This window comes from Nocardioides aquaticus (assembly GCF_018459925.1).
GTDB classification, from domain to species: Bacteria; Actinomycetota; Actinomycetes; order Propionibacteriales; family Nocardioidaceae; genus Nocardioides; species Nocardioides aquaticus.
In genome coordinates this window covers 1388107-1407030 of sequence record NZ_CP075371.1, presented here as the reverse complement: position 1 = coordinate 1407030, position 18924 = coordinate 1388107, and the positions used below count along the sequence as shown (strand labels likewise).

The 18924-nt window shown below is 74.8% G+C and carries 19 protein-coding genes; 3 read left to right on the top strand and 16 right to left on the bottom strand.

The window, feature by feature from the left end:
* Window positions 1-77: 77 nt before the first annotated feature.
* The 14 genes from ENKNEFLB_RS06810 to ENKNEFLB_RS06745 all read right to left on the bottom strand — a co-directional run bounded on the left by ENKNEFLB_RS06810 (window position 78) and on the right by ENKNEFLB_RS06745 (window position 15366).
* Window positions 78-416: a P-II family nitrogen regulator gene (locus tag ENKNEFLB_RS06810; protein WP_214058497.1), complete on the bottom strand. Its 339-nt coding sequence runs from the start codon at window positions 414-416 to the stop codon at window positions 78-80.
* The gene (locus ENKNEFLB_RS06805) at window positions 413-1735 is read right to left on the bottom strand and encodes an ammonium transporter (RefSeq protein WP_246535881.1); all 1323 of its coding nucleotides are present in this window, start codon (window positions 1733-1735) and stop codon (window positions 413-415) included. Before ENKNEFLB_RS06805 ends, ENKNEFLB_RS06810 begins: the two co-directional genes overlap by 4 nt.
* A gap of 203 nt (window positions 1736-1938) precedes the next feature.
* Window positions 1939-3102: a signal recognition particle-docking protein FtsY gene (gene ftsY, locus ENKNEFLB_RS06800; protein WP_214058496.1), complete on the bottom strand. Its 1164-nt coding sequence runs from the start codon at window positions 3100-3102 to the stop codon at window positions 1939-1941.
* A 75-nt stretch (window positions 3103-3177) separates the two neighbouring features.
* Window positions 3178-3630: an acyl-CoA thioesterase gene (locus tag ENKNEFLB_RS06795; protein ID WP_214058495.1), complete on the bottom strand. Its 453-nt coding sequence runs from the start codon at window positions 3628-3630 to the stop codon at window positions 3178-3180.
* Window positions 3627-7271: a chromosome segregation protein SMC gene (gene smc, locus ENKNEFLB_RS06790; protein WP_214058494.1), complete on the bottom strand. Its 3645-nt coding sequence runs from the start codon at window positions 7269-7271 to the stop codon at window positions 3627-3629. The genes ENKNEFLB_RS06795 and smc overlap by 4 nt, the downstream gene beginning before the upstream one ends.
* 79 nt (window positions 7272-7350) lie before the next feature.
* Entirely contained in the window at window positions 7351-7557 is a 207-nt protein-coding gene (locus ENKNEFLB_RS06785) for a hypothetical protein (RefSeq protein ID WP_214058493.1), read from the bottom strand.
* 78 nt (window positions 7558-7635) lie between these two features.
* On the bottom strand, window positions 7636-8514 hold the full coding sequence (gene mutM / locus ENKNEFLB_RS06780; protein WP_214058492.1) for a bifunctional DNA-formamidopyrimidine glycosylase/DNA-(apurinic or apyrimidinic site) lyase: 879 nt from the start codon (window positions 8512-8514) through the stop codon (window positions 7636-7638).
* Between the two features lie 6 nt (window positions 8515-8520).
* Window positions 8521-9342, bottom strand: coding sequence for a ribonuclease III (gene rnc, locus ENKNEFLB_RS06775; RefSeq protein WP_420830529.1), 822 nt, complete (start codon window positions 9340-9342; stop codon window positions 8521-8523).
* Window positions 9284-9469 carry a 50S ribosomal protein L32 gene (gene rpmF, locus ENKNEFLB_RS06770; RefSeq protein ID WP_160008418.1) on the bottom strand — a complete coding sequence of 62 codons (186 nt, stop codon included), beginning with the start codon at window positions 9467-9469 and terminating at the stop codon, window positions 9284-9286. The genes rnc and rpmF overlap by 59 nt, the downstream gene beginning before the upstream one ends.
* A 101-nt stretch (window positions 9470-9570) precedes the next feature.
* Window positions 9571-10128 (bottom strand): YceD family protein, encoded by a 558-nt coding sequence (locus tag ENKNEFLB_RS06765; RefSeq protein WP_214059356.1) that lies wholly within the window; start codon window positions 10126-10128, stop codon window positions 9571-9573.
* A gap of 88 nt (window positions 10129-10216) precedes the next feature.
* Window positions 10217-10714 carry a pantetheine-phosphate adenylyltransferase gene (gene coaD, locus ENKNEFLB_RS06760; RefSeq protein ID WP_214058491.1) on the bottom strand — a complete coding sequence of 166 codons (498 nt, stop codon included), beginning with the start codon at window positions 10712-10714 and terminating at the stop codon, window positions 10217-10219.
* A complete protein-coding gene (rsmD, locus tag ENKNEFLB_RS06755) occupies window positions 10714-11301 on the bottom strand; it encodes a 16S rRNA (guanine(966)-N(2))-methyltransferase RsmD (protein WP_214058490.1) in 588 nt (195 codons plus the stop codon). Before rsmD ends, coaD begins: the two co-directional genes overlap by 1 nt.
* Window positions 11298-13577 (bottom strand): ATP-dependent DNA helicase RecG, encoded by a 2280-nt coding sequence (locus tag ENKNEFLB_RS06750; protein ID WP_246535880.1) that lies wholly within the window; start codon window positions 13575-13577, stop codon window positions 11298-11300. The genes rsmD and ENKNEFLB_RS06750 overlap by 4 nt, the downstream gene beginning before the upstream one ends.
* Window positions 13578-13617: 40 nt before the next feature.
* A complete protein-coding gene (locus ENKNEFLB_RS06745) occupies window positions 13618-15366 on the bottom strand; it encodes a DAK2 domain-containing protein (protein WP_214058489.1) in 1749 nt (582 codons plus the stop codon).
* Window positions 15367-15525: 159 nt separating this feature from the next.
* Between ENKNEFLB_RS06745 and rpmB the strand changes: the two genes are divergently transcribed.
* A complete protein-coding gene (gene rpmB, locus ENKNEFLB_RS06740; RefSeq protein ID WP_160008424.1) occupies window positions 15526-15711 on the top strand; it encodes a 50S ribosomal protein L28 in 186 nt (61 codons plus the stop codon).
* Window positions 15712-15792: 81 nt separating this feature from the next.
* Here the strand turns inward: rpmB and ENKNEFLB_RS06735 are convergent, their stop codons facing one another.
* Window positions 15793-16749 (bottom strand): thiamine-phosphate kinase, encoded by a 957-nt coding sequence (locus ENKNEFLB_RS06735; protein ID WP_214058488.1) that lies wholly within the window; start codon window positions 16747-16749, stop codon window positions 15793-15795.
* Window positions 16750-16868: 119 nt separating this feature from the next.
* Between ENKNEFLB_RS06735 and ENKNEFLB_RS06730 the strand changes: the two genes are divergently transcribed.
* Together ENKNEFLB_RS06730 and ENKNEFLB_RS06725 are read left to right on the top strand one after the other, a co-directional pair.
* Entirely contained in the window at window positions 16869-17105 is a 237-nt protein-coding gene (locus ENKNEFLB_RS06730) for an Lrp/AsnC ligand binding domain-containing protein (protein WP_160008430.1), read from the top strand.
* A gap of 13 nt (window positions 17106-17118) precedes the next feature.
* On the top strand, window positions 17119-17634 hold the full coding sequence (locus tag ENKNEFLB_RS06725) for a DUF3515 domain-containing protein (RefSeq protein WP_214058487.1): 516 nt from the start codon (window positions 17119-17121) through the stop codon (window positions 17632-17634).
* Window positions 17635-17704: 70 nt separating this feature from the next.
* On the opposite strand, the gene ENKNEFLB_RS06720 is transcribed toward ENKNEFLB_RS06725, so the two are convergent.
* Entirely contained in the window at window positions 17705-18919 is a 1215-nt protein-coding gene (locus ENKNEFLB_RS06720; protein ID WP_214058486.1) for a D-alanine--D-alanine ligase family protein, read from the bottom strand.
* Window positions 18920-18924 lie beyond the last annotated feature (5 nt).

Genomic DNA, 18924 nt, shown 5'->3' with positions numbered 1-18924 from the left:
GATCACGGTAGGGCACGTCCGACGCCGGACGGCCCGGCCGCCGTGGGGCGGCCGGGCCGTACCGGCGGGTGTCGCTGCTAGAGCGCCGAGGCGTCCCGGTCGCCGGTGCGGACCCGGACCACGGCGTCGACGGGCGAGACCCAGACCTTGCCGTCACCGATCCTGCCGGTCTGCGCGGTCTTGACCACGATCCCGACCACGTCGTCGGCGTCACCGTCGTCGACGACGATCTCGACGCGGATCTTGGGCACCAGCGCGATGTCGTACTCCGCGCCGCGGTAGACCTCGGTGTGGCCCTTCTGCCGGCCGTAGCCGCTGACCTCGCTGACGGTCATCCCGGTGACGCCGAAGGTCTCGAGCGCCTCGCGGACGTCCTCCCACTTGTGCGGCTTGATGACCGCGGTCACGAGCTTCACGTACGCGCTCCTTCGTTCGGGGCCGCCGAGGTGGCGCCCGCGATGACGCTGGACTTCACGCCGCCGCCGACCCCGGTGTGCAGGTCGTAGGCGCTCTCACCGTGCTGGGCGAGGTCGGCGCCGCCGACCTCGTCGTCCTCGTTCATCCGCCAGCCGAGGGTGAACTTGATGGCCAGCGCGAGGACCGCGGTGATCACACCGCTGTAGGCGACCGCGACGAGCACACCGAGGACCTGGGCGACCAGCGAGTCGGTGCCGCCGCCGTAGAAGAGGCCGTCGACCCCGCCCGCGCCGTCGCTGGTGGAGAAGAACCCGATCAGCACCGTGCCGGCGATGCCGCCGACCAGGTGGACCCCGACGACGTCGAGCGAGTCGTCCAGGCCCAGCTTGAACTTCCAGCCGACCGCGACGGCGCACAGCGCACCGGCGATCGCGCCGATGGCCAGCGCGCCCTCGATGTCGACCGCGCCGGCGGCCGGGGTGATCGCCACCAGGCCGGCGACGATGCCCGACGCGGCGCCCAGGGAGGTCGCCTTGCCGTGCATCAGGCGCTCGACGACCAGCCAGCCGAGGATGGCGGCCATGGTGGCGAGCGTCGTGTTGGCGAAGGTGCGGCCGGTCTCGGAGTAGAACTGCTCCATCAGGAGGCCCTCGTCTGCCAGGGACTCCTCGGAGAAGACGATCGAGCCGACGTTGAAGCCGTACCAGCCGAGCCACAGCATGCCCGCGCCGAGCATGGTCAGCGTCAGGTTGTGCGGACGCATCTTGTCCTTGGGCCAGCCGACCCGCTTGCCGATGACCACGGCCAGGACCAGGGCGGCGACACCGGCGTTGATGTGGACCGCCGTTCCGCCGGCGTAGTCCTGCGCGCCGATCCGGCCGCAGATCAGCGAGTCGTCGGTGCAGCTGAAGACCATGTGCGCCATCGGGAAGTAGACCAGGACGGCCCAGAACGGGATGAACAGCACCCAGGCCGAGAACTTCACCCGGTCCGCGATCGCGCCGCTGATGAGCGCGACGGTGATGATCGCGAAGGTCATCTGGAACATCACGTAGATGTAGTCGCTGGTCTCGACGCCGTTGAGCATCACCAGCGCGAACGGGTCGGCGAAGAACGTGCCGTTGCCGCTCCAGCCCATCGACCAGCCGACGGCGACGTAGAGGATGCCGACGATCGCCGCGGCGATGAAGGACATCATGATCATGTTGAGCACTGACTTCGAGCGGGACATGCCGCCGTAGAACAGCGCGAGTGCCGGGACCGTCATCATCAGCACGAACGCGGTCGCCACGAGCATGAAGGCGTAATAGCCGTCCACAGGACCTCCATGGAATGGGGTGTCTCGGGCAGGCGTCCGTCCCGGGACTTCACTGTCCCCCGGGCCCACCCCGTTGTCGGCACACTGTGTCCAGCCCAGATTTCGGGGTCGCCCGCGACTCGTTGCGCCCCGGTAACGACCTATGCCGCGGTGTTACGAACGCGTTTCGTCGCACCCCCGGGAGGATGAGCGCGTCGCGCGCGTCAGCCGAGCAGCGCGTCGACGAAGGCGCCGGCGTCGAAGGGGGCGAGGTCGTCGGCGCCCTCGCCGAGCCCGACCAGCTTGACCGGGACGCCGAGCTCGCGCTGCACCGCCACCACGATGCCGCCCTTGGCGGACCCGTCCAGCTTGGTCAGCACGATGCCCGTGACGTCGACGACGTCGGAGAAGACGCGGGCCTGGATCATCCCGTTCTGGCCGGTGGTCGCGTCGAGGACCAGCAGCACCTCGGTCACCGGCGCCTGCTTCTCGATCACCCGCTTGACCTTGCCCAGCTCGTCCATCAGGCCCTGCTTGTTCTGCAGCCGGCCGGCCGTGTCGACGATGACGGTGTCGGCGCCGGTCTCGACGCCCTGGCGGACCGAGTCGAAGGCGACGCTGGCGGGGTCGGTCCCCTCGGGGCCGCGGACGACGTCGACGCCGACCCGCTCGCCCCAGGTCGCCAGCTGCTCGACGGCGGCGGCGCGGAACGTGTCTGCCGCCCCCAGCACGACCGAGCGGTCCTCGGCGACGAGGATCCGGGCGATCTTGCCGACGGTCGTGGTCTTGCCGGCGCCGTTGACGCCGACGACCAGCACGACGCCGGGGCGCCCGTCGTCACCGCTCACCTTCAGCCGGCGGTCCAGTCCCTCGCCGGGGTCGACGAGGTTGACCAGCTCCTCGCGCAGCACCGTGCGGGCCTCGGCGGCGGTGCCGCCCTCCACGCGCATCCGGGTGCGGAGGCGGTCGACGAGCTCCTGCGTCGGCGCCACCCCGACGTCCGCGCCGATCAGGACGTCCTCGATGGACTCCCAGGTCTCCTCGTCGAGGCGCTCCCGGCTGAGCAGGGCCAGCAGGCCACGCCCGAGGCCGCCCTGCGAGCCGGCCAGCCGCTGACGCAGCCGCACCAGGCGGGAGGCGGTGCTCTCGGGCTTGTCCAGGACCGGCGCGGGCTCCGGCTCCAGCTCGGGGACGGTCTCGACCGTGGCCGGCGGCGAGCTGACCTCGACCGGCGGCGCGTCCGGGTCCGTGGGGACGATGACGTCGGTGTGGGTGTCCGGCAGCGGCCCCGGCTTGCGGCGGCGGGTGACCACCAGACCGGCGACGGCCCCCACGAGGAGCACGCCGACGCCGGCGATCGCGAGGATGATCAGGGAGAGGGCTTCCATGCCGGCAATCCAAGCACGGTGCCGTCGGCCGCCCTCCCCCGGCGACCCGTCGTGGTCACCCGTGCTGCCGGGGCGTCAGCCGGGTGGGCGCAGCAGCGGCACGACCGCCGCGCGGATCTCCTCGGGCATCGCGGTGACCGGCCGGTCGGGGTGGGTGTCGTCGACGTAGACGTGCACGAAGCGCCCCTCGGCGGCCGCGTGGCCACCCTCCCCCTGGAACAGCCCGATCCGGTAGACGACCGAGGACCGGCCGACCTTGTCGACGACCAGCCCGGTCTCGATGGGGCGCGGGAAGCCGAGCTCGCGGAAGTAGCGGCACGACGTCTCGGCCACCACGCCGATCGCGGGCAGCCGCCGCACGTCCAGGCCGGTGGCCTCGTAGAGGTGGGCGTTGACGGCGGTGTCGAACAGCTCGTAGTAGGTCGCGTTGTTCAGGTGCCCGTACGCGTCGTCGTCGCGCCAGCGCGTAGTCACGGTGCGCCAGGCGACATACTCGTCGCGGTGCGGCGCGGGGGGTCGCTCGCTCACGCCGACTCGATCTCCCGGAGCCGCTGGCTGATCACCGCGGAGACGCCGTCGCCGCGCATCGTGACGCCGTAGAGGGCGTCGCCGACCTCCATCGTGCGCTTCTGGTGCGTGATGACGAGCAGCTGCGAGCTCTCCCGCAGCTCCTCGTAGATCTGCAGCAGCCGGCCGAGGTTGGTGTCGTCGAGGGCGGCCTCGACCTCGTCGAGGATGTAGAACGGCGACGGCCGGGCCTTGAACAGCGCGACCAGGAAGCACACCGCGACCAGCGACCGCTCGCCGCCGGAGAGCAGGGAGAGCCGCTTGACCTTCTTGCCCGGGGGCCGGGCCTCCACCTCGACGCCGGTGGTGAGCATGTCGTCGGGCGCGGTCAGCAGCAGCCGGCCCTCGCCGCCGGGGAACAACCGCGCGAAGGTCGCGTCGAAGGCGCGGCTGACGTCGGCGTAGGCCTCGGTGAAGACCTGCTCGACGCGCACGTCGACCTCCTTGACGATGTCGAGCAGGTCGCGGCGGGTGCTGCGCAGGTCCTCCAGCTGCTCGGTGAGGAACTGGTGACGCTCCTCCATCGCCGAGAACTCCTCGAGGGCGAGCGGGTTGATCCGGCCCAGCTGGGCCAGGGCCCGCTCGGCGGAGCGCAGCCGCTTGGCCTGCTCGTCGCGGACGTACGGCGTGGTGGGCGCCGCGGCGTCGGCCTCACCGTCCTCCCCGGCGCCCTGGTCCGGCCCGGCGCCCGCGTCGAGCGGGACGGGCAGGTGCGGGCCGTACTCGGCGACCAGCGAGTCGGGGTCCACGCCGACCTCGGCGAGCACCTTCTCCTCCAGCTGCTCGAGGCGCATCCGCTGCTGGGCGCGCGCGACCTCGTCGCGGTGGGCGGTGCCGACCAGCTCGTCGTGCTCGCGCCCGAGCTCGCGCAGACGGGCCCGGACCGCGACCAGCTCCTGCTCGCGTCCGCGGCGCGACTCCTCGACCTCGCGGCGTGCGGCCGCGGCCTGCTCCAGGGAGAGCTCCAGGCGCTCCAGGGCCCATCCGACGGCGGTCGTCACCGCGGCGGCGGCACGGCCCTCGCGCTCGAGCCGCGCCCGGCGCTCGGCGGCGCGACGGCGGTTCTCGCGCTCCTGGCGCGCGGCCCGCTCCAGCGAGTCGGCGCGGCCGTTCAGCGCCCGCGCGCGCTCCTCCGAGGTACGCAGGCCCAGCCGGGCGTCGGTCTCACCCTGGCGCGCCGTCCGGGCGGCCTCGGCCCGGTCCTCGCGCTCGGTGGTGTCCGGCTCCTCCTCGGGGGCGTGCTCGGCCCGGGCCAGCCGCTCCTCGAGCTCGACCAGCCCGGCCAGGTCACGGTCCCGGGCGGACTCGGCGTCGGCGATGGCCTGGTCCAGGCGCTCGGCCTCACCGCGCGCGGAGCGGGCCCGCGACCCGTGCTGGCCGAGCTCCTCGGCCACCGCGGCCAGGGTCGCGTCCGACTCGTGCAGCTTGGCGAGGGCGACGTCGACGGCGCGCTGGGCCTCGTGCCGCTCGCGCTCGAGCCGGGAGGTCTCGAACCCGAGCCGCTCGGCGGCGGCGGTGGCCTCGCCGAGCTGGGCGGTGGCGTCGTCGACCGCGGCCTGGATCTCGAGCAGGCTCGGCTGCGACGACGACCCGCCCCGGGCCTGCAGCAGGCCGAGCACGTCACCCTCCCGGGTCACCGCCGTCCACCGGGGACGCTGCGCGACCAGAGCCCGCGCCGCGGCGAGGTCCTCGACCACAGCGGTGGAGGACAGCAGCCCGGCCAGCGCGTCGCTCATCGCCGTCGGCGCCTCCAGGACGTCCAGGACGCGGACGGCCCCGGCCGGCAGCGGCTCCGCGTCCCCTGCGTCCCCCGCGTCGTCCCCCGCGTCGTCCCCCGCGTCGTCCCCCGCGTCGTCCCCCGCGTCGTCCGTCGTCCCGGCGGGGGCCGCGACCAGCAGCCCGGCCCGGCCGAGGTCCTCGTCCTTGAGGTGGCGCAGCGCGGCGAGCGCGGCGTCGGGGCCCTCGACCACGACGGCGTCGGCGGCCGCGCCGAGCGCACCGGCCACGGCGGTCTCGTAGCCGCTGCGCACCGACACCAGCGCCGCCACGGACCCGAGCAGGCCGGACACCTCGTCGGTGGCCGCCAGCAGCGCGCCGGCCCCGTCCTTGCGCGCCAGGCCCATCTCGAGGGCGTCCTTGCGGGCCGCCAGCGACGAGCGGTCCCGGTCGGCCTGGGCGGCCTCGGCCCCGGCCTTGGCCAGCTGCTCCTCGAGTCCGTCGAGCAGGGCCACCGCACCCTCGTGCTCGGCGTCGAGGCCCTCCTCACCGGCGTCGAGGCCGGCGACCCGGGTCTCCAGCGCCGTGTAGTCGCGCTGGGCCTGCGCCGCCCGGGCCAGGGCGTCCTCCCGTGCCTGGGCGAGCCGGCCGGTCTCCTCCTCCGCGGCGCGGGCACGCGAGCGCAGGGCGTTGACCTGGCCGTGGAGCCGGGCCAGGCCCTCGCGCCGGTCCGCGGCGGCGCGGACGAGGGCCGAGACCCGGCGCTCCTCCTCGGCGGCGGCGTCCTCGGCCTCGCGACGGGCGGCGACGGCCTGCTCCAGGGCGGTCCGGCGCTGCTCGACCTCGGCGGCGATGCGCTGCTCCTGCTCGCGCATCCGCACCGACTCTGCCTCGAGCTCGTCGGGGTCGCGCCCGGCGGCGGGGGCGTTGTCGACCGCCCCGGCGGCGTTGCGCCGGCGCTCGGCGGCGACGGAGGCCGTGCCGCGCAGCCGCTCGCGCAGCCCGGTGAGCGACGCCTGCGTGTCCTGCGCGGCGGCCAGCGCCGGGAGGTCCTCCCGCAGGGCCGCCTCGAGGGCGGCCTCCTGCTCGCGCCCGCGGGCCAGGGCGCCCTCCACCTCGGTGCGGCGCTCGACCAGCGCGGACTCGTCGGCGCGGTCCTGCGCCAGGGCCTCCCGGGCCGTCACGAGGTCGTCGGCCAGCAGCCGGGACCGGGCGTCGCGCACCTCGGCCTGCACGGTCGCTGCCCTCCGGGCCACCTCGGCCTGGCGACCCAGCGGCTTGAGCTGGCGCCGGATCTCGCTGATCAGGTCGGAGAGCCGGTTCAGGTTGCCCTCGGTCGCGTCCAGCTTGCGCAGCGCCTTCTCCTTGCGCTTGCGGTGCTTCAGCACGCCCGCGGCCTCCTCGATGAACCCGCGACGGTCCTCGGGGGTGGCGTGGAGGATCGTGTCGAGCTGGCCCTGGCCGACGATCACGTGCATCTCCCGGCCGATGCCGGAGTCGCTCAGCAGCTCCTGGACGTCGAGCAGGCGGCAGGACGTGCCGTTGATGGCGTACTCCGAGCCCCCGCTGCGGAACATCGTGCGGCTGATCGTGACCTCGGCGTACTCGATCGGCAGCGCACCGTCGCTGTTGTCGATGGTCAGCACGACCTCGGCGCGGCCCAGGGGCGGGCGCCCGGAGGTGCCGGCGAAGATGACGTCCTCCATCTTGCCGCCGCGCAGGCTCTTGGCGCCCTGCTCGCCCATCACCCAGGCCAGGGCGTCGACGACGTTGGACTTGCCGGAGCCGTTGGGCCCCACGATGCAGGTGATCCCTGGCTCGAGGGCCAGCGTGGTCGACGAGGCGAAGGACTTGAAGCCCTTGAGGGTCAGGCTCTTCAGGTACACCGCGCGGGCTCCTCGGTCGTGGGCTCAGCCGCGGCTCACGCTACCGCCGGTACGCCCACGCGCGTCGCAGGCGGGCGGGTCAGACGGGCTGGAGCTGCTCGAACGACCCGGACGGGCCGTCCAGCAGCTCGGCGGCGCGCGCCGCCACGAGCCGGTCGTTCTCCTCGCTGAGGCGCAGCACCAGCTGCTCCAGCTCGGCCACGCGGGCCCGCAGCCGGGCGTTGTCGCCGCGCAGGTGGGGGTCGGGCGCCTGCGTGGTGAGGTAGCCGGTCAGTGCCTTGGCCATCGGCTCGGTCCCTTCGGTTCACGTCCATCGGACCCGTGGAGGGGCCGTCTACCAGGGTGACACCGGTCCTGTCCAGGGTCAATCCGGGACCGCGGCAGTCGCCGGGCGGACCCGGCGCCGACGCGGGACGGGCTGGCAGACCCCGCAGAAGAACGACGAGCGGTTCATGAAGGCGACCCGGCGGATCGGGGTCCCGCACCGTCGGCAGGGCCGACCCTCCTGGCCGTAGGCGTCGAGGGAGCGGTCGAAGTAGCCGGACTGGCCGTTGACGTTGACGTAGAGCGCGTCGAAGGAGGTGCCGCCCTGGGCCAGCGCCTCCCCCATCACCGCCCGGACGTGACCGAGCAGCTCCCAGGCCTGGGCGCGCGTGAGCCCGTCGCCGGGGCGCTCGCCGTGCAGGCGGCTGCGCCACAGGGACTCGTCGGCGTAGATGTTGCCGACGCCGGAGACCAGCCCCTGGTCGAGCAGCAGCCGCTTGACCCCCGAGGTGCGTCGGCGCAGCCGGGCCACGAACTCGGCGTCGTCGAACGCCGGGTCGATCGGGTCGCGCGCGATGTGGGCGATCTCCGGCGGCAGCTCGGCGCCCCCGGGCGACATCGACAGGCCGCCGAACATCCGCTGGTCGACGAACCGGAGCTCGCGGGGCCCGTCGAGCACCATCCGCACCCGCAGGTGCCGCTCCGGAGCGGCGTCGCGGGGCTGGACGAGCATCTGACCGCTCATCCCGAGGTGTCCGAGCAGGGCGTCACCGCCGTCGAGCGGCAGCCACAGGTACTTGCCGCGGCGCCGGGCGCCCTCGATGACACGCCCGCTCAGCGCGGCGGCGAAGCCCTCGGGCCCACCGGGGTCGCGCCGCACCGGGCGGGGGTGCAGCACCTCGACCCGCTCGACGGTGCGGCCCACGACGTGGCGCTCGAGCCCGGCGCGGACGACCTCGACCTCGGGGAGCTCCGGCACGCGCCGTCAGTCGCCGGAGGGGACGGGCGACGCGGGGGTGACGACCGGGGTGACCGCCAGCGGCTCGCCGGCGGCCGGTGCGAGCTCGCCGTAGGCGGTCTCGGCGGCCGACTGCTCGGCCTCCTTCTTCGACCGGCCCGCACCGTTGCCGTAGAGCGCGTCGCCGACACGGACCTGGGCGGTGAAGGTCTTCATGTGGTCCGGCCCGTCGTCCTCGATGACGTACTCCGGCACGCCGAGGCCGAGCTCGGCGGAGAGCTCCTGCAGCGACGTCTTCCAGTCGAGGCCGGCGCCCAGCGCGGAGGCCTGCTCCATCAGCGGGTCGAAGAGCATGTGGACGACCTGAGCGGAGGCCTCCAGGCCGCCGCCGCTGAGGTGGATCGCGCCGATCAGTGCCTCGACGGTGTCGGAGAGGATCGAGGCCTTCTCCCGGCCACCGGTGGCCTCCTCGCCGCGGCCCAGCTTCACGTGCTCGCCGACACCGATCTGCCGACCCACCCCGGCCAGGGCCCGGGCGTTGACGACGGCCGCGCGGAGCTTGGCCAGCCGCCCCTCGGACAGGTCGGGGTGGGTCAGGTAGAGCGTCTCGGTGACCACCACGCCGAGCACGGAGTCACCGAGGAACTCCAGCCGCTCGTTGGTCGGCAGGCCCCCGTGCTCGTAGGCGTACGAGCGGTGCGTGAGGGCGCGCTCGAGCAGCCCGGCGTCCAGGACGGGATCGCCGAGCGCCGAGCGCAGAGCCGGGTAGGTGGTCAGCGCGGGGTCCGGCTCAGAGCACCTGGCGGCGGGCGCCGCGGGCGCCGTACTGGCCGCAGGCCGAGCAGGCACGGTGGGGCAGGTGCTGCTCGCCGCAGGCCGGGTTGGCGCACGTGACCAGGGTCGGCGCCACGGCCTTCCACTGCGAGCGGCGGTGCCGCGTGTTGCTGCGCGACATCTTGCGCTTCGGGACAGCCATCTTCTTCTCCTCAGCTAGCCAGGGACCCGGACGGGCTCCTGGTGCGGTTCTCGGTCGGTGGGGCGGTGGTGCGGGGTGTGATCAGGGTGGTGCGGCGCGCCTCAGGGCTTCTCGGGCTCCGCCAGGGCGGTGAGGCCGGCCCACCGCGGGTCGATCGGGTCCTCGTGGTGGTGGTCCGGGTCGTCCGCCAGGCGCGTCCCGCAGTCGGGGCACAGGCCGGGGCAGTCGTCGCGGCACAACGGTTGGAAGGGTAGTGCGAGCACCACCGCGTCCCGCAGCAGCGGCTCCAGGTCGAGCAGGTCGTCCTCCAGCACCCGGACGTCCTGGTCGTCGTCGTCCGGGGCACGCTGGTCGTGCTTGTCGGCGTAGACGAACAGGTCCTGCAGGTCCACGTCGATCTCGTCGTGCAGCGGCTCCAGGCACCGCACGCACTCGCCGACGAGGTCGGCGTGCGCGGTCCCGGTGACCAGGACGCCCTCCATGACCGCCTCGAGCCGCAGGTCGAGCTCGACCGGTGACCCTTCGACGACCGAGAGGACCTCGATGCCCAGATCTGCCGGCGCCGGGGCGGTGCGGGACACCTCGCGCTGGGACCCGGGTCGACGGCCGAGCTCGCGGGTGTCGAGCACGAGCGGCGCTCGCGGGTCCAGGGTGCTCAGGGTCTTCACTTTCCGGTCCAGACGGGGCAGATCAAGAGACGAGCCTACGCGCCCGGCCGGTGACCGGGCAAAACGCCCTGCCCGGGACTCATCGCTCGCTCCGCGCCGCCCGCTCGGCGAGCCGGTCGAGGAGTGCCTCGTGGACGAAGTCGGGCAGCAGGCCCCGGACGTCGCCGCCGAGGCCGGCGACCTCCTTGAGGAGGCTGGAGGCCACGAACGACCACCGCGGGTCGGTGGGCAGGAAGACCGTGTCGACGCCGGTCTGGCGGGCGTTCATGCCGGCCATCTGGGCCTCGTACTCGAAGTCCCCCGCGCCGCGCAGCCCCTTGACCAGCGCCTGGGCGTCCTGCTCGGCGCACAGGTCGGTGAGCAGCCCGGTGAAGCCGATCACGCGGACGCCGGGCAGGTCGGCGCAGGCCCGCTCCAGCATCGCGATCCGCTCGCCGTCGTCGAAGAGGCGGTTCTTCGAGGGGTTCACCCCGACGGCGACGACGACCTCGTCGAAGAGGCGGGCGGCGCGGGTGACCACGTCGAGGTGACCGTGGTGGACGGGGTCGAAGGTGCCGGGGCACACGGCGCGGCTCATCACGCGTCCTCGGGTCTCGACGGCAGGGCGGCGCGACCGTACCAGAGCACGGTCTCGCCGTAGCGCCGGGAGCGCTCGGCCTCCCACCCGGTCGGCCAGGGCGGTTCGGGGCTGCGCGAGGAGCGCTCGAGGACGACGAGCGCGTCGTCGGCCAGCCAGGCGGGCAGGGCCCGGAGGTCGCGGGCGAGGTCCTCCTCCGAGCGGGGGTACGGCGGGTCGGCCAGCACCAGGTCGAAGGCGGCCCGCTCCCCCGGCCCCCGGTCCAGGACCGTGCCGACGGAGCCCGTGACGACCTCGGTGAGCCCGCCGAGACCGAGGTCGCGGGCGTTGCCGGCCACGAGCCGGGCGGTCGCGCGGTCGTGCTCGACGGCGGTCAGCGCCGCCGCTCCGCGCGACAGCGTCTCCAGGCCGAGCGCGCCGGACCCGGCGTACAGGTCGAGGACCCGCAGGCCGCCCCAGCCGCCCCAGACCACCTCGAGCGCCGAGAAGAGCGCCTCCCGCACCCGGTCGCTGGTGGGGCGGGTGCGGTCGCCGGGCGGGGTGCGGAGGCGACGCCCGCCGGCGCTGCCCGCGATGACCCGGGTCACGACTTGTCCATGTAGTCCGAGGCCGTCGAGCGCTCGAGTTCCTCGACGGCACGGGCCAGGTCGGGCGCGCCGCTCAGCCCGGGGTCGGTGTCGAGCAGGTCCTCGGCGGCCTCGCGGGCCTCGGTGATCGTCTGCTCGTCGCGCAGCACGCGCAGCACCTGCAGCCCCGAGCGGCCCCCCGCCTGGGAACGGCCGAGGACGTCGCCCTCGCGGCGCTGCTCGAGGTCCACCCGGCTCAGCTCGAAGCCGTCCCGGGTGCCGGCGACGGCGTCCAGGCGCTCGCGCGCCGGGGTGCCGGGGAGCGCGTGGGAGATGAGCAGGCACAGGCCGGGCAGCCCGCCGCGCCCGACGCGTCCGCGCAGCTGGTGCAGCTGCGAGACGCCGAACCGGTCCGCGTCGAGCAGCACCATCGCGGTGGCCTCGGGGACGTCGACGCCGACCTCGACGACGGTGGTGGCCACGAGGACGTCGGTGGTGCCGGCGGCGAAGGCGGTCATCTGCCGGTCCTTCTCGTCGGCCGGCATCCGCCCGTGCAGCACCCCGACGCGCAGGCCGCGCAGCGGGCCCTCGCGCAGCATCGCGGCGACCTCGTCGACAGCGGCCGGAGGCGGGGGCGGCACCCGCGGCGGGGGCGGGGGGCCGCCCTCGGGGTCGTCGAAGAGGTCGTCCTCGAACGGGTCGACCTCCGGCAGCTCCTCGGGGGCGTCGTGCTGGCCCGGCTCCTGGACGTCCGGGCTGATCCGGGGGCACACCACGTAGACGCGGTGCCCGGCCGCGACCTCCTCGGCGACCCGCTTCCAGACCCGGTCCAGCCAGTCGGGGTTGTCGGTCAGGTACACCGCGGTCGTCTGCACCGGCGCCCGACCGGCGGGCAGCTCGCGCAGCGTGGAGACCTCGAGGTCGCCGAAGACGGTCATCGCGACCGTCCTGGGGATCGGGGTCGCCGTCATCACCAGCACGTGCGGCGGGGTGCCGGCCTTGTCGGTGAGCGCAGCACGCTGCTCGACGCCGAAGCGGTGCTGCTCGTCGACCACCACGAGGCCGAGGTCGGCGAAGGAGACCCGGTCCTCGAGCAGGGCGTGGGTGCCGACGACGAGCCCGGCCTCGCCGCTGGCCAGGCGCAGCAGGGTCTCGCGGCGCCGCGCGGTGCTCATCGACCCGGTCAGCAGCTCGACCCGGGTGGCCCCCGCGGGGCTGCCCAGGGCCCCGCCGTCGGCGAGGTCCCCGAGCATGGCGCTGATCGAGCGGTGGTGCTGCTGGGCGAGCACCTCGGTCGGGGCCAGCAGGGCCGCCTGCCCGCCGGAGTCGACCACGCGCAGCATCGCCCGCAGCGCGACGAGGGTCTTGCCGGAGCCGACCTCGCCCTGCAGCAGCCGGCTCATCGGGTGCGGGCGGGCCAGGTCGGCGGCGACCTCGTCGCCGATCCGCTGCTGCCCCCCGGTGAGCTCGAAGGGCAGCCGGGCGTCGAAGGCGGCCAGCAGCTCGCCGTCGCCGCCGTCGCGGGGCCGCGCGCCCAGGGCCATCACGGCCCGCCGCCGCCGACCGAGGACGACCTGGGTGACCAGGGCCTCCTCGAACCGGTAGCGGCGCCGCGCCCGCGCCACCTGGTCCTGCTCGTCGGGGGCGTGGATCCACTCCAGTGCCTGGTGGGCGTCGAGCACGTCGTAGCGCTCGCGCACCGCCGGCGGGACGACCTCGGGCAGCTCGTCGACCACGGAGCGCGCGAAGGTGACGGCCCGCTGGAGGTCCCAGTGGTCGACACCCCTGGTCAGCGGGTAGAGCGGGTAGAGCCCGCGGATCTGGTCGGCCGTGGCCCGGGTCTCCTCCTCGTCGACCCAGCCGAAGACCAGCATCGTGGGGTTGGTCAGCTGCCACTCGTCGCGGAAGCGACCGGCCTTGCCCAGGAAGAGGCCGGTCCGGCCGACCTCCAGGCGCCCGGCCTGCCACTTCGAGACGTGCGCGCTCTTGGCGAAGAACGTCATCGAGAGCGACGGCCCGGAGGTCCTGAGCCGCGTCTCCAGCCGGAAGGCCGGCTTGCCGGTGCGGCGGTCGGTGTAGGAGTGCACCTTGCTGTGGACGATCTCCCCGATCACCGTCAGCAGCTGCCCCTCCTGCAGGTCGGCCACCCGGGTCAGCTCCCCGGTGCGCAGGTAGCGGCGCGGGTGGTGGGCGAGCAGGTCGCCGACCGTGCGCAGGCCGAGGCCCTTCTCGACCTTCTCCCGCTTGGCCTTCTTGTCCCCCATCACCGCGGCGACCGGGGTGCTCAGCGCGATCACGTCGTCCTCCTCCCGCGCCCGGCCCGGACGGCCCGCACGCTCACTCCACCGCCAGCATCAGCGCGTACCGGTCCTGGCCACCGTCGAAGACGGTGACGTCGACCACGGGGTGCTCGGCGGCCAGCCACGCAGCGGTGCGCTCCCCGAGGTCGGGCGGCGCGGCCGCGGGATCGCCGACCACGACCGTGACCAGCTCACCGCCACCGGCCAGCAGGCGCCCGAGCACGTCGGTGGCCACCGCGTGGGCGTCGTCGCCGACCACGACGTAGTCGCCCGCGACCATGCCGAGCACGTCCCCCGGCGCGCAGGGCCCGGCCATCGTCATCGCCCGCTCGGTGGCCACCGTGATCGCGCCGTGCCGCACGTGGCGTGCCGTGGCGGTCATCTCCACGACGTCGCGGTCGAAGGAGCGGCCGGGCTCGTGCACCGCCATCGCGGCCAGGCCCTGCACCTGCGCCTCGGTCGGGATGACCGCGACCCGCAGGCCGGAGTCGGCCTCCGCGGCCTCCGCGGCGGCGCGGGCGACCCGGACCGCGTCGACGTCGTTGGCGAGCACCACCACCTCGGACGCCCCGCACCCGGTGATCGCGGCGAGCACCTCGGCGCTGGACGGCTGGTGGCCGGGACCGCCGCGCACCACCGTGGCGCCGGCGTCGGCGAACAGCCGGTCCAGGCCGGGACCGGCGGCGACCGCGACGACCGCACGGCCGGCACGGCCCCCGTCGAGACCGGGAGGGGTGCGGGGCGTCACGACCTGCTCGGCGAAGTGGGTGACCCGGACCCGGTGGGGACGCCCGGCCTCGATCCCGGCCTCGACGGCGGCACCGACGTCGTCGACGTGGACGTGCACGTTCCACAGGCCCTCGCCGCCCACGACCACGAGCGAGTCCCCGAGCGCGGCCAACCGCTCGCGCAGCACGGGCACCGCCTCGGCCGGGGCGTCGAGGAGGTACATCACCTCGTACGACGGCCCGTCCTCGTGCAGGTCCGCACCGGCGGCCGGGACGTCCCCGTCGCCGTCGTCGGGCCCGGTCGCGGGGACGGTCGCGGGGACGGTCGCGGGGCCGGTCGCGGGGCCGGTCGCGGGGACGGGCGTCGGCACCGGGACGGGGATCCGGGGGCCCCGCGGCGGACGCGGCGGGCGGCGGCCCGTCGAGGCCGTCTCGGCGGCGTCCAGCAGGACGCACAGCCCGCGCCCGCCGGCGTCGACCACGCCGGCGCGGGCCAGCACGTCGAGCTGCTCGGGCGTGCGGGCGAGCGCGGCGCGGGCCGCGGCGGCGGCAGCGGTGACGACCGCGCCGGTCCGGGCGTCGGGGTCCGAGGCGCGCTCGACCGCGGCGTCGGCGGCCGCCCGCGCCACGCTCAGCATGGTGCCCTCGACCGGGGTGCCCACGGCGGCGTAGGCCGCGTCGGCGGCACGCTCCAGCGCCTCGGCCATCACCACCGCGCCACGCTCGTCGGCGCGGGCCCGTCCGATGCGGCGCACGACCTCCCCCAGCATCTCGCTCAGGACGACCCCGGAGTTGCCGCGGGCGCCGAGCAGCGCCCCTCGGGCCAGGGCGGTCAGCGCCGCCTCGCGGCCCGCGTCGGCCTCGCGGGCCGCCGTGAGAGCGTCCCGGGCGGCCGAGACGGTGAGGTGCAGGTTGGTGCCGGTGTCGCCGTCGGGCACCGGGTAGACGTTGAGGGCGTCGATCTCCTCCCGCGCCGCTCCCAGGGCGTCGGTGGCGAGGTCGACGAAGCGTGCGAGCGTGCGCAGCGCGATCGTGCCCTCCAGCGGGATCTCTTCCATGGCGAGGGCCAGCGTAGGGTGGGGCACCGACGTCCGTGGTGCTCGGCCACCGGCCGCCGCCGCACGATTTCGACGCCTGCTCGCTCGTCAGATACGCTAGGGCGGTTGCCCGTCGTCGGGCTCACACTCTTTTCACCGAACCGTTCAGGAGACAAACCCGTGGCTGCCGTCTGCGACCTCTGCGACAAGAAGCCGACCTTCGGCAACAACCGCCCCTGGTCGCGCAAGATCACCAAGCGCCGTTTCGACCCGAACATCCAGCGGGTCCGCGCCACCGTGAACGGGACCCCGAAGCGTCTCAACGTCTGCACCCGCTGCATCAAGGCCGGCAAGGTCACCCGCTGACCCTGCCCGTCCGCTGAGGCCGCCCCCGACTCGTCGGGAGGCGGCCTTCGTGCGTCGTGGGGGGCTGCTGCCACGGGCTCCTCAGAAGTGGGTCCACCCCGTGGCGCCCTCGTAGGCGGCGCCGTCGACGGTGACCTCGCCGGGCGTACCGCCGTCGAGCACCTCCCCCACGACCGTCCAGCCGTCGGGGACCTGGCCGGGCGGGAACGTCGCCAGCAGGCCGTGGTCGTCGCCGCCGCCGAGGACGAACGACAGCGGCTCGGCACCGAGCGCCGCCCCGACGGTGACCAGCGGCTCGGCCACCTCCAGCGTCGCGGTCCGCACGTCGATCGCGACGCCCGAGCCAGCGGCGAGGTGTCCGACCTCCGACAGCAGCCCGTCGGAGACGTCGATCATCGACGTCGCGCCGGCCTCGGCCGCGGCGGGCCCGGCGTCGTACGGCGGGGTCGGGCGCCGGTAGGCGTCGACGAGCACCCGGGGCGAGCGGAACCCGCGGGAGAGCACGGTGAGGCCGCCGGCGGCCCAGCCCTGCCGGCCGACCAGGGCCAGCAGGTCGCCCGGCTCCGCGCCCGAGCGGAGCACCGGCGACTGCGTGCAGGTGCCGAGCACCGTCACCGCGACCACGACCTGGTCGGCGCGCGTGAGGTCGCCGCCGACGATGCTGGCCCCGACCAGGCCGCACTCCTCGGCGAAACCGGCGGCGAGGTCGAGCGCCCAGGCGGCCGGCAGGTCGGCCGGCGCGGCCAGGCCGATGGTCAGCGACGTAGCCCGACCACCCATCGCGTTGATGTCGGAGATGTTCTGTGCCGCCGCGCGGTGGCCGACGTCGGCGCCGGAGGCCCAGTCGCGACGGAAGTGGCGTCCCTCGACCATCAGGTCGGTGGACACCACGACGTGCCCGGTGCGCACCCGCAGGACCGCCGCGTCGTCCCCCGGACCCACCAGGACGTGCTCGCCCTGGGGGAAGAGCGCGGTGAGCTCGGAGATGAGTCCGAACTCCCCGACGTCGGCGAGCGTGGCGTCAGCGGGGAGGGCCATGACCCCCATCCCACCAGAGGCCGCTGCGCGGTAGGTTGACCCGGGTCGCCACCCGCGTGGTCGACCCGTCGTGGCTCCCGGGGCCGCGACGACCCACCCGTCTCAACGAGGAGATCCCCATGGTCGTCCAGGCCTACATCCTGATCCAGACCGACGTCGGCAAGGCCGCCGAGGTCGCTGCCGCCATCGCGCAGGTCAAGGGCGTCACGCTGGCCGAGGACGTCACGGGCCCGTACGACGTGATCGTGCGCGCCGAGGCCCGCAACGTCGACGAGCTCGGCCAGCTCGTGGTCTCGCGGGTGCAGAACCTCGACGGGATCACGCGCACGCTGACCTGCCCCGTCGTCCACATCTGACCCGCCTCCCGAGGTGACCCGGTCGCGCCCGAGCGGCCGTGCCGCGGCCGCCGTGGCGGCCGCCCTCGGCGTCGTGCTCGCCGTGGGCGGCTGCTCCGGGCCGGTCGACGTCGACGTGCCTGACCTGGACCCCGCGCAGCAGGCTGCCTGCGAGCGGCTGGTCGAGGCGCTGCCCGACCGGCTCGAGGACCTCGGCGAGGACGGCCTGGACCGGGTCGAGGTCGATCCGGCCGACGCGACGGCGGCGGCCTGGGGCGACCCGGCGGTGGTCGTCACCTGCGGCGTGGACGCCCCCGAGGGCTACGACCGGTTCCAGCTCTGCCAGGAGATCGACGGCGTGGGCTGGTTCGTCGACGACGCCGACCTGCAGGACGAGCCGACCGAGGTCACCCTGACTGCCGTCGGCTACCGCCCGCGGGTCTCGCTAATCGTGCCGGCGGAGTACTGGCCGATGGGTGGCTCCTCGGTCGCCGCCGAGGTCGCCGGCCCGGTCCTGGACGCGACCGAGCTCGTCGACGCCTGTCGCTGAGCCGGACCTCCCGGCCTCCGGCGCACGGCGTGCGGCGCACGGCGTCCGGCGTCCGGCGTCCGGCCGGGCCTCAGCGCAGACCGGTGCCCCGGGCCAGCGCGAGCCGGATCAACCGGTCGACGAGGTCCGGGTAGGACAGGCCCGTCGCCGCCCACATCTGCGGGAACATCGAGGTCGGGGTGAACCCCGGCATCGTGTTGATCTCGTTCACCACCAGGGACCCGTCCGGCATCACGAAGAAGTCGACCCGGGCCAGGCCCTCGCAGCCGACCGCGGCGAAGGCCCGCGCCGAGAGCGTCCGGACCCGGGCCGTGAGCGCCGGGTCCAGGTCGGCCGGGATCACGGTGCGGGTGGACTGCTCGGGCAGGTACTTGGCCTCGAAGTCGTAGAAGTCGTGGTCGTCACCGACCAGCACCTCCGCCGGGACGCTCGTCTCCGGTCCCGCACCGGATCCGCCCGCCCCGGATCCGCCCGTACCGTCGGGGAGGCGGTCCAGGACGCCGCACTCGACCTCGCGGGCACCCTCGGCGGCCAGCTCGACCAGCACCTTCGGGTCGTGCTCGAAGGCGCCCTCGAGCGCGCGGCGCACGGCGTCGGTGTCGGTGACGTCACCGACCTTGGCGATCCCCATGCTGGACCCGCCACGGGCCGGCTTGACGAAGACCGGCCGGCGCGCGCCGGCCCCGTCGTCGGCGAGCCCGCGCAGGCGGCCGAGCACGTCGGCGGCGTCGGCCTGCCAGGCGGCGCGGGTGACCGTGACGCTCGGCATCACCGGCAGCCCGGCGTCCCGGAGCACCACCTTGAGGTAGGCCTTGTCCATGCCGACCGCGGAGGCCAGGACGCCGGCACCGACGTAGCGGACGCCCGACATCTCGAGCATGCCCTGCAGCGTGCCGTCCTCGCCCCAGGGCCCGTGCAGCAGCGGGAACACCACGTCCACCTCACCGAGGGCGCGGGGCGGGGACCCGGGATCGGTGACGACCAGTCCCGCGCGGCCGTCCGGGTCGCCGCCGGGCGCCAGGCTGAGGGACGCGCCCCCGGCGTCGACGGCGGGGAGCGCGTCGGGCGTGGTGATCCGCAGCCGCTCGGGGTCGCCGGACTCCAGCACCCACCGCCCGTCGGGCGCGATGCCGACCGGGACCACCTCGTACGCCTCGGGGTCGATCGCAGCCAGCACGCTGCCCGCGGTGACGCAGGAGATCGCGTGCTCGCTGGATCGTCCGCCGAACACGACGGCGACGCGTGGCTTGGGGCTCTGTCCAGGCGCGGGGGGCTCCGGGGTCACCGCAC

Excerpts from the sequence above, each read along its gene's own strand:
- rpmF (WP_160008418.1), bottom strand. The coding sequence starts at position 9,469 with ATGGCTGTCCCGAAGCGCAAGATGTCGCGCAGCAACACGCGGCACCGC.
- ENKNEFLB_RS06745 (WP_214058489.1), bottom strand. The coding sequence starts at position 15,366 with ATGGAAGAGATCCCGCTGGAGGGCACGATCGCGCTGCGCACGCTCGCA.
- ENKNEFLB_RS06785 (WP_214058493.1), bottom strand. The coding sequence starts at position 7,557 with ATGGCCAAGGCACTGACCGGCTACCTCACCACGCAGGCGCCCGACCCC.
- ftsY (WP_214058496.1), bottom strand. The coding sequence starts at position 3,102 with ATGGAAGCCCTCTCCCTGATCATCCTCGCGATCGCCGGCGTCGGCGTG.
- coaD (WP_214058491.1), bottom strand. The coding sequence starts at position 10,714 with ATGAGCCGCGCCGTGTGCCCCGGCACCTTCGACCCCGTCCACCACGGT.
- ENKNEFLB_RS06735 (WP_214058488.1), bottom strand. The coding sequence starts at position 16,749 with ATGGCCCTCCCCGCTGACGCCACGCTCGCCGACGTCGGGGAGTTCGGA.
- ENKNEFLB_RS06730 (WP_160008430.1), top strand. The coding sequence starts at position 16,869 with ATGGTCGTCCAGGCCTACATCCTGATCCAGACCGACGTCGGCAAGGCC.